Source organism: Faecalicatena contorta (assembly GCF_021531895.1).
Taxonomy (GTDB): Bacteria; Bacillota; Clostridia; order Lachnospirales; family Lachnospiraceae; genus JAFBIX01.
Genome location: NZ_JAFBIX010000006.1, coordinates 99,648 through 108,814 on the forward strand (window position 1 = coordinate 99,648; position 9,167 = coordinate 108,814).

6 protein-coding genes and 2 tRNA genes are annotated in these 9,167 nt (G+C 41.4%); all 8 read left to right on the forward strand.

The window, feature by feature from the left end:
* Nucleotides 1-71: 71 nt before the first annotated feature.
* On the forward strand, nucleotides 72-782 hold the full coding sequence (locus tag JQM81_RS03295; RefSeq protein ID WP_235232105.1) for a TIGR01906 family membrane protein: 711 nt from the start codon (nucleotides 72-74) through the stop codon (nucleotides 780-782).
* Nucleotides 783-880: 98 nt separating this feature from the next.
* Entirely contained in the window at nucleotides 881-4,648 is a 3,768-nt protein-coding gene (locus tag JQM81_RS03300) for a phosphoribosylformylglycinamidine synthase (protein WP_235232106.1), read from the forward strand.
* Between the two features lie 290 nt (nucleotides 4,649-4,938).
* Nucleotides 4,939-6,273 carry an NADP-specific glutamate dehydrogenase gene (gene gdhA, locus JQM81_RS03305; RefSeq protein WP_235232107.1) on the forward strand — a complete coding sequence of 445 codons (1,335 nt, stop codon included), beginning with the start codon at nucleotides 4,939-4,941 and terminating at the stop codon, nucleotides 6,271-6,273.
* 230 nt (nucleotides 6,274-6,503) lie between these two features.
* Nucleotides 6,504-6,576 (forward strand) — tRNA-Val (locus tag JQM81_RS03310).
* A 33-nt stretch (nucleotides 6,577-6,609) separates the two neighbouring features.
* A tRNA-Met gene (locus JQM81_RS03315) sits at nucleotides 6,610-6,683 on the forward strand.
* Nucleotides 6,684-6,837: 154 nt separating this feature from the next.
* Complete coding sequence (locus JQM81_RS03320) at nucleotides 6,838-7,137, forward strand: DUF2892 domain-containing protein (RefSeq protein ID WP_235232108.1); 300 nt, start codon at nucleotides 6,838-6,840, stop codon at nucleotides 7,135-7,137.
* The gene (gene ispF, locus JQM81_RS03325) at nucleotides 7,138-7,686 is read left to right on the forward strand and encodes a 2-C-methyl-D-erythritol 2,4-cyclodiphosphate synthase (protein WP_235232109.1); all 549 of its coding nucleotides are present in this window, start codon (nucleotides 7,138-7,140) and stop codon (nucleotides 7,684-7,686) included. It abuts the gene before it with no gap.
* Between the two features lie 64 nt (nucleotides 7,687-7,750).
* Nucleotides 7,751-8,773, forward strand: coding sequence for a GNAT family N-acetyltransferase (locus tag JQM81_RS03330; protein ID WP_235232110.1), 1,023 nt, complete (start codon nucleotides 7,751-7,753; stop codon nucleotides 8,771-8,773).
* Nucleotides 8,774-9,167: the final 394 nt, after the last annotated feature.

A 9,167-nucleotide genomic window follows, 5' to 3' on the forward strand; every position in this document is an offset into this window, starting at 1 on the left:
GCCAATTATAAGTCAAAAAGAAGTGAATTACAATGAGGATTATGTTAGAATGGGGATGGAAGGAGCGAGATATGAATAGAAAACAGAATAAGATTATGAGTGTAACGGCTGTTGTTGCAATGTTCCTTTTCATTATTGCAATGCTGCTGACCAGTTTTCAACTGGTGATATATGGGGATCCGGAATATCGGTTCTATGAGAAGGAATATGAAAAATATACGGTTACGGAAGCCTTGGATATGAAGATTGTAGATGTCATGAAAGTGACGGACTACATGATGGCTTATCTGATCGGAGAAGAGGATGAGTTGTCAATTGTGACAGAGGTAGATGGCCAGACGCAGGACTTTTTCAATGAACAGGACAGACTTCACATGGCAGATGTAAAGAATTTGTTCTTAGGCGGTTTAAAATTAAGGACCGTATGCCTGATCGTTTTTCTCGCACTGCTTGTGTTGATCATAGCACGGAAGGCAGATTGGAAGCGTCTGCTTCCTAAAGCTTATTTTATTGCTGTTGGTGTGTTCCTGGCACTGATTGCATTTCTGGCAGTGGCATTTTCCATTGACTTTACAAAGTGCTTTACAATATTTCATAAAATATTTTTTACCAATGATTTGTGGCTCTTTGATGAAGATACTGACTATATGATCCGGATGCTTCCAGAAGGATTCTTTTCTGATATGGCGGTTCGGATTGGCATGACATTTGTGGGAATGTTATTGCTTCTTTTGATCGTGTTCTTGATCTGGAATAGAAAAGTGAAAAAGAATGATAAGTAATACTTATAAAATGATTAAGATGTATTAATTTTATTAATAAGAAAAATTATGCTACAATGTAACCAGATAATCTAGAATTCATGTGTGGAGGATGATTTATGAGTAATGTAAAACGTGTTTACGTGGAAAAGAAACCAGGATTTGCAGTACAGGCAGACGATTTAAGACACGAGATTAAGAGCTATCTCGGGATTAAAGATGTGGAAAGTGTGCGTGTACTGATTCGTTATGATGTGGAGAATATTTCCGATGAAACTTTCGAAAAAGCTTGCAATGGAATCTTTTCTGAGCCGCCGGTAGATATACTATATCAGGAGGAATTTCCTGTTGCGGACGGATGCAGAATCTTTTCTGTAGAATTCCTGCCTGGGCAGTTTGACCAGCGTGCAGATTCTGCGATTCAGTGTGTACAATTCATAAAAGAGGACGAGCAGCCTGTTATTAAGACGGCGATCACCTATGTGATTGAAGGAAGAGATGGAGTAATCTCTGATGAAGAGTTTGAGGCAATTAAAGCTCACTGCATCAATCCGGTAGACTCCCGCGAGACTGGCATGGAGAAGCCGGATACTCTTGTGACGAAGTTTGATGAACCTGCAGATGTCATTATATTTGACGGGTTTAAAGATATGGCAGAGGAGCAGTTGAAAGAATTGTATTCTTCTCTGGGTCTTGCTATGACATTCAAGGATTTCCTTCACATTCAGAAATACTTCAAAGGAGAGGAAGACAGAGATCCTTCCATGACAGAGATCCGTGTGCTGGATACTTACTGGTCTGACCACTGCCGACATACAACATTTTCAACAGAACTGACAGATGTTACCTTCGGAGAGGGTGATTATAAAGAACCGATCGAGGATACATATAAGCAGTATCTGGCAGATCACAGTGAGATTTTCAAAGGCAGAGAGGATAAATTCGTATGCCTGATGGATCTTGCCTTGATGGCGATGCGTAAATTAAAGAAAGAAGGAAAGCTTGCAGATCAGGAGGAGTCTGATGAGATTAATGCCTGCAGTATTGTTGTGCCGATTAAAGTAGATGGCGTGGAAGAAGAATGGCTTGTAAACTTTAAAAATGAGACCCATAATCATCCAACTGAGATTGAACCATTCGGTGGTGCGGCTACCTGCCTTGGCGGTGCGATCCGTGATCCATTGTCAGGACGTACTTATGTATATCAGGCAATGCGTGTGACAGGTGCGGCAGACCCGACGGTATCTGTGAAAGATACGATGAAAGGAAAGCTTCCGCAGAAGAAGCTGGTTCGTGAGGCAGCTCATGGTTACAGTTCTTATGGTAATCAGATTGGTCTGGCAACAGGAGCTGTAAAAGAAATCTATCATCCAAATTATGTGGCAAAACGTATGGAGATCGGAGCGGTATTAGGTGCGGCACCAAGACGTGCGGTTATCCGCGAAACTTCTGATCCTGGAGATATCATTATCCTTCTTGGCGGACGTACCGGACGTGATGGCTGCGGCGGCGCAACCGGATCTTCCAAAGTACATACCGAAGAATCTATTGAAACTTGCGGTGCTGAGGTTCAGAAGGGTAATCCTCCGACAGAGCGTAAGATTCAGCGCCTTTTCAGAAGAGAAGAAGTAAGTAAATTAATTAAGAAATGTAATGACTTTGGCGCTGGCGGAGTTTCTGTGGCAATCGGAGAACTGGCGGACGGTTTAAAAGTTGATCTTGATAAAGTCCCGAAGAAATATGCAGGTCTGGATGGAACGGAAATTGCAATCTCTGAATCCCAGGAGCGTATGGCAGTCGTCGTTGATCCAAAAGATGTAGATGAATTCATGGGCTATGCAAAAGAAGAAAATCTGGAAGCAGTCTGTGTTGCAGTTGTAACAGAGGAGCCAAGACTGGTGCTTTCCTGGAGAGGAAAAGAGATTGTCAATCTGTCCCGTGCATTCTTGGATACGAACGGAGCACATCAGGAAACTACGGTTGCAGTGGATATTCCGAACAGAAAAGACAGCATTCTTGTCAGAGAAGAAGTTGGAGATGTCAAAGAAAAATGGATGACAACCCTGAAAGATCTGAATGTATGTTCTCAGAAAGGTCTTGTAGAGATGTTTGATGGTTCCATCGGTGCTGCATCCGTATTTATGCCACATGGTGGAAAATACCAGATGACAGAGACACAGGCGATGGTAGCAAAACTTCCAGTATTGACGGGAGACTGCGACACAGTCACGATGATGAGTTATGGATTTGATCCGTATCTGTCCACCTGGAGTCCATATCATGGAGCAATCTATGCTGTGACCGAGTCTGTTGCGAAGATTGTTGCAGCAGGCGGTGACCATAGCAAGATTCGCTTTACTTTCCAGGAATATTTCCGCCGTATGACGGAAGATCCACATAGATGGAGCCAGCCGTTTGCAGCACTTCTGGGGGCTTACGATGCACAGCTTGGATTCGGCCTTCCATCCATCGGAGGAAAAGACAGTATGTCTGGAACTTTCGAGGATATCGATGTTCCGCCGACACTGGTTTCCTTTGCAGTAGATGTTGCTACAGAAAAGGATATTATTACTCCTGAATTGAAGAAGGCAGGTAATAAGTTGGTGTGGCTTCGTATTGAGACAGATGAATATGATGTCCCGGTATATGAGAAAGTCATGGATCAGTATGCGAAGTTTACAGAGGATATTCACAGCGGAAAGATTGTATCTGCATATGCACTTGACAGACATGGTATTGTAGCAGCTGTCAGCAAGATGGCATTTGGTAACAGAATGGGTGTTACTCTGGAACACAATGTAGATGAAAGAGATCTGTTTGCTCCTGCATTTGGTGATATCATTGCGGAAGTTCCTGCAGATAAAGTGGGAGAATTGAGCATCACTTATATGGTAATCGGTGAAGTGACAGAAGAACCTGTTCTTGCATACAAGGATGTAAAGATTACCATTGCCGATGCAGAAGAAGCATGGAAAGGAACACTGGAAAAAGTATTCCCGACTAATTCTGGTGCAGAAGGACAGGATGAAAAGGTTGAAACTGGAGTGTATGAGACCTCAGATATCTATATCTGTAACCACAAGATTGCGCAGCCGACGGTATTTATTCCGGTATTTCCTGGAACAAACTGTGAATATGACAGTGCAAAAGCATTTGAAAGAGCCGGAGCAAAGACGAATGTTAAAGTATTCAAGAATATGAATGCTTCAGATATCATTGATTCTGTCAATGTGTTTGAAAAAGCAATCAATGATGCCCAGATTATCATGTTCCCAGGCGGATTCAGTGCTGGTGATGAACCGGATGGTTCTGCAAAATTCTTTGCAACTGCATTCCAGAATGCGAAGATGAAAGAAGCGGTAGAAAAACTTTTGAATGAGCGTGACGGACTGGTACTCGGTGTATGTAACGGATTCCAGGCACTTGTCAAACTGGGACTGGTTCCAAATGGAGCGATTACCGGACAGGATGCAGATGCCCCGACTTTGACATACAATACGATCGGACGTCATATTTCCAAGATGGTATACACAAAAGTGGTTACCAATAAGTCTCCATGGCTTCAGAAAGCAACGCTCGGCGGTGTATATACCAACCCGGCTTCTCATGGTGAAGGACGTTTTGTAGCCAATAAAGAATGGCTGGATAAACTCTTCGCTAATGGGCAGGTCGCAACGCAGTACTGTGATCCGGAAGGTAATATTACTATGGATGAAGAATGGAATGTTAACGGATCTTATTGTTCAATTGAAGGTATCACCAGCCCGGATGGACGTGTGCTTGGTAAAATGGCACATTCTGAGAGACGTGCACGCTCCGTCGCTATGAATATTTACGGAGAGCAGGATCTGAAGATCTTTGAATCTGGTGTAGAATATTTTAAATAAGCTACAAAGAAAATGAAACTTAGAGAGCACTCTGTTTCAAGAAAAAACGAATTATAGCGTAAAAACTGCATAAAATTAAGGCGTTTTTGAAAGAATAAAAGGAAATAATTGCATAAATTGCATAAAATTGAAAAAAAACCTTGTGTTCTATACGTGAATCCTTTACAATGTTAATTGACAAAAGCGTCACAAACGGGTAGACCTTGTCTGCCCGTTTTTTTATATAAGGCATAACATGGGGTGCATTATATAAAAATGCTTTGAAGGAATTATTTTAGGAGGTAAAAGGTATGTCATATGTAGATGAAGTCCTGGAAAAAGTAGTGGCAAAAAACCCTGCTGAACCAGAATTCCACCAGGCAGTCAAAGAAGTATTGGAATCATTGAGAGTAGTAGTAGAGGCAAATGAAGATAAATTCAGAAGAGATGCCCTGCTTGAAAGACTGGTAGAACCAGAAAGACAGATTAAGTTCCGTGTTCCATGGGTAGATGACAAAGGACAGGTTCAGGTCAACACAGGTTATCGTGTACAGTTCAACAGCGCAATCGGACCTTACAAGGGAGGATTACGTCTTCATCCATCTGTTAATCTTGGAATTATCAAATTCCTTGGTTTTGAACAGATCTTCAAGAATTCACTGACAGGCCTTCCGATCGGCGGAGGTAAAGGTGGTTCTGATTTTGATCCAAAGGGTAAATCAGACAGAGAAGTAATGGCATTCTGCCAGAGCTTTATGACAGAACTTTGCAAATACATCGGTGCTGATACAGACGTTCCGGCAGGTGATATCGGAACAGGTGCAAGAGAGATCGGCTACATGTTCGGACAATATAAGAGAATCCGGGGAACTTATGAAGGTGTGCTTACAGGTAAAGGATTAAGCTATGGCGGTTCTCTTGCAAGAACAGAGGCTACAGGTTATGGTCTTCTGTATCTGACAGAGGAACTTCTTAAGATTAATGGAAAAGACATCAAAGGCATGACAGTTGCTGTATCCGGTTCCGGAAATGTTGCAATCTACGCAACACAGAAAGCACAGCAGTTAGGTGCTAAGGTCGTAACAGTCAGCGATTCTAACGGATGGGTATATGATCCAGAAGGAATTGATGTAGACGCATTGAAGGAAATCAAGGAAGTAAATCGTGCAAGATTAACAGAATACAAGAAATATCGTCCAAATTCAGAATATCATGAAGGACGCGGCGTATGGTCTGTAAAAGTAGACCTTGCTCTTCCATGTGCAACACAGAACGAACTTCACTTAGAAGATGCAAAACAGTTAGTAGCAAACGGATGTGTAGCAGTATGCGAAGGTGCGAATATGCCTACCACTTTGGAAGCAACACAGTATCTGCAGGAAAACGGAGTCATCTTCGCACCTGGAAAGGCTGCTAACGCTGGTGGTGTTGCAACATCCGCACTCGAGATGTCCCAGAACAGCGAACGCTTAAGCTGGTCATTCGACGAAGTAGATGCAAAACTGAAATCCATCATGGTAAATATCTGCCATAACATTGACGATGCTGCAAAACGTTACGGCATGGACGGCAACTACGTTGCCGGAGCAAACATTGCCGGATTCGAAAAAGTAGTAGATGCTATGACAGCTCAGGGAATTGTGTAAATTGTATATGGGGACGGGGGTTTTTTCAATTCCTCCGTCCCAAATTAAAATATCCCTGTCCCTTTTTGAAAGGAGAATTTTATTTACGAGCATGAAATAGCGTATTTTCGGGGATTATAAAAAATATTTTCGGAATTTGCAAAAAAATTAAAAAAACTGTTGACAATTGGTGAGAGTTAATGGTATACTAACGAAGTCGGTTCGAGAGATAAGAACTTGCAAACCAATATGGGATCATAGCTCAGCTGGGAGAGCATCTGCCTTACAAGCAGAGGGTCATAGGTTCGAGCCCTATTGGTCCCATTCAACTCAAGAAGAGTTGTGTTAATTTAATATGGCGGGATAGCTCAGTTGGCTAGAGCACACGGTTCATACCCGTGGTGTCGCTGGTTCAAATCCAGTTCCCGCTACTTGTAAAAAGGGAGACGTTGAATGTTCTCTCTTTTTTTGAATATGAATAGAAGAGATAGGGTTTTATTTTTGTGTCTCCACTATACAAAAAATAAGAAATCATTTATAATATTAAAAATATAGACTACGCTATTATTGAGGAGGAGTACGATAATGACGAAAGGAAGATTAACGATTCGAATTCTTGCAGGGGCATATCTGGTCTATCTTGGATATAGCCTGGTTCGTGATTCTGTTTTAAATAAGCCGGAAAATTTTATTGTTTTTTTACTCATAGGACTTGCATTCCTGATTCTAGGAGCAACATGGTGCATTTTGGGAGTGAAGAAATATATTAAAAAGGAATATACGGACTATGAAGAGTCGAATATAGAGGAAGACGATAAAGTAGATTCTGATCAAGAAGTGGTAAAAGAAGAAGTTGAAAAAATAGAAGAAAAAGAGGAATCATAGATGAGAGTTGGAATGGGATATGATGTTCATAAATTGGTAGAAGACAGGGATCTGATATTAGGTGGAGTTAAGATTTCATACGAAAAAGGTCTTTTGGGACATTCAGATGCGGATGTGCTTCTGCATGCGATTATGGATGCGTTGTTAGGAGCTGCTGCATTGGGAGATATTGGCAGGCATTTTCCAGATACTGATCCCCAATATAAAGGTATCTCTAGTATCAAATTGTTAGAACATGTAGGAAAGCTCATTGAGGATAACTTATATGTGATTGGAAATATTGATGCAACGATTATTGCCCAACGTCCGAAGATGGCGCCACATATCGAACAGATGCGTATGAATGTGGCAGAAGTATTGCATGTGGATATTAGCCAAGTAAATATTAAGGCGACAACGGAAGAGGGGCTTGGATTTACTGGAAGCGGTGCTGGAATTTCCGCTCAGGCGATAGCAGCTCTTGATACGATAGAAAATTGTAGCTATGTCGTAGGACCAGAAGAAGGAAGATGTGCAGGATGCAGTGGCTGTCCGCATATGGAAAGATAGTATGATAGTAAAAGAGAAGCTCCGTACAGGGGCTTCTCTTTCTCAAAGAAAGGATAATAGAAGAATGGATATACGTAACTTAAGTCCCGGGGAAAATGGAAAGACACGGGCATTATATGAAGAAGTTTTTGAGGAAGACAGTAAAGGGTTTGTTGATTATTATTATATGGAAAAGACAAAAGACAATCAAATATATGTCATAGAAGAGGATGAAGCGATTCGTGCCATGCTTCATCTAAATCCGTATCATTTGTATGTAAATGGATCCGAAAAGGAGGTTAACTATATTGTTGCAGTTGCAACACAGAAGGAATATCGTAAAAGAGGATATATGGCTAACCTTTTAAAGCAAGCATTAAGAGATGAATATCGGGATGGAAAGACATTTACTTTTTTGATGCCAGCTTCTGAAAGTATTTATATTCCCTATGATTTTCGGACAGTTTATGAGCAAAATAAAAGGGTGTATTGTGAACAGAAAGAAAATGAGATGCAACAAAAAGATGATTTTTTGGTGGTTGAAGATGCAAAAGAAAAGGATTGCAAAGAGCTGGCAGAGTTTGCCAATTCTTATCTCTTGGGACAATATCAGGTATTTGCTATCAGAGATGCCGCATATTATCAGAGATTGATAAAAGAATATGCCAGTGACGGAGGAAGTCTGAAAATATACCGTAAAGAAGGAAAAATAACAGATTGTCTTGGATGGTATCCTGAAGAAACGGCAGAAGAAAAAGAAAAACCAAAGATTATGGTAAGAATTGTAGATGTTCGCAGGATGTTGATGTCTCTTTCTCTGCGCTCTTTAATGAGTACATGTTTTTGTGTAACCGATCCCATTATTGTAGAAAATAATCGCTGTGTTGTTATAACTGGAACTGAATTTTCCGGAGTAATGCTTATGGACGGGAAACTGGAAAACAGCGAAGGAACTATAACGGTCGCTGCACTGGCAAGTCTGGTATTCGGTGCAAAGACAGTGGAAGAAGTCTGCCAGGAGGAAGGTGTTGAGATGTCCGAAAGGATGAAAGCAGAGATGAAGAAAATCATACCACTTTCTAAGATTTATCTGAATGAGGTTGTGTAGGAATTTAGTTGAGTTAGTTGGTAATTGGGTGTGTACGGCGAGAGGATGGATGGGATGGTTGCCATTGCGAAGTCCTTCGCTAAGAATCCATAACAGGAAAAGAAGCAGATATTTTGTGACCAGGCTGATTCACCCCGAAATATTGATAATTTCGAGGCTCAGCAGCCTTCTCAGATTTGGCTTGAAGCCAAATCTTCGCACAAAATATCTGCTTCTTTTCCAGTAACGGATTCTAACGCTTGTCCAACGAAAGGCAACCATTCCATTCGTCTTCTCGCCTGACATCCCCCAAGTCCGCAACTTCCTCATCTGGGAGAATTCCTGCGCGTCATGCAGAGGGAAAGATCATAGTAAAGATATTGTCAAAAAACTGGCAGAATAACTAACTGATTCT

Bases quoted from the DNA above. Each gene is read 5' to 3' on its own strand.
- JQM81_RS03295 (WP_235232105.1), top strand. From the start codon at position 72: ATGAATAGAAAACAGAATAAGATTATGAGTGTAACGGCTGTTGTTGCA.
- JQM81_RS03300 (WP_235232106.1), top strand. From the start codon at position 881: ATGAGTAATGTAAAACGTGTTTACGTGGAAAAGAAACCAGGATTTGCA.
- gdhA (WP_235232107.1), top strand. From the start codon at position 4,939: ATGTCATATGTAGATGAAGTCCTGGAAAAAGTAGTGGCAAAAAACCCT.
- JQM81_RS03320 (WP_235232108.1), top strand. From the start codon at position 6,838: ATGACGAAAGGAAGATTAACGATTCGAATTCTTGCAGGGGCATATCTG.
- ispF (WP_235232109.1), top strand. From the start codon at position 7,138: ATGAGAGTTGGAATGGGATATGATGTTCATAAATTGGTAGAAGACAGG.
- JQM81_RS03330 (WP_235232110.1), top strand. From the start codon at position 7,751: ATGGATATACGTAACTTAAGTCCCGGGGAAAATGGAAAGACACGGGCA.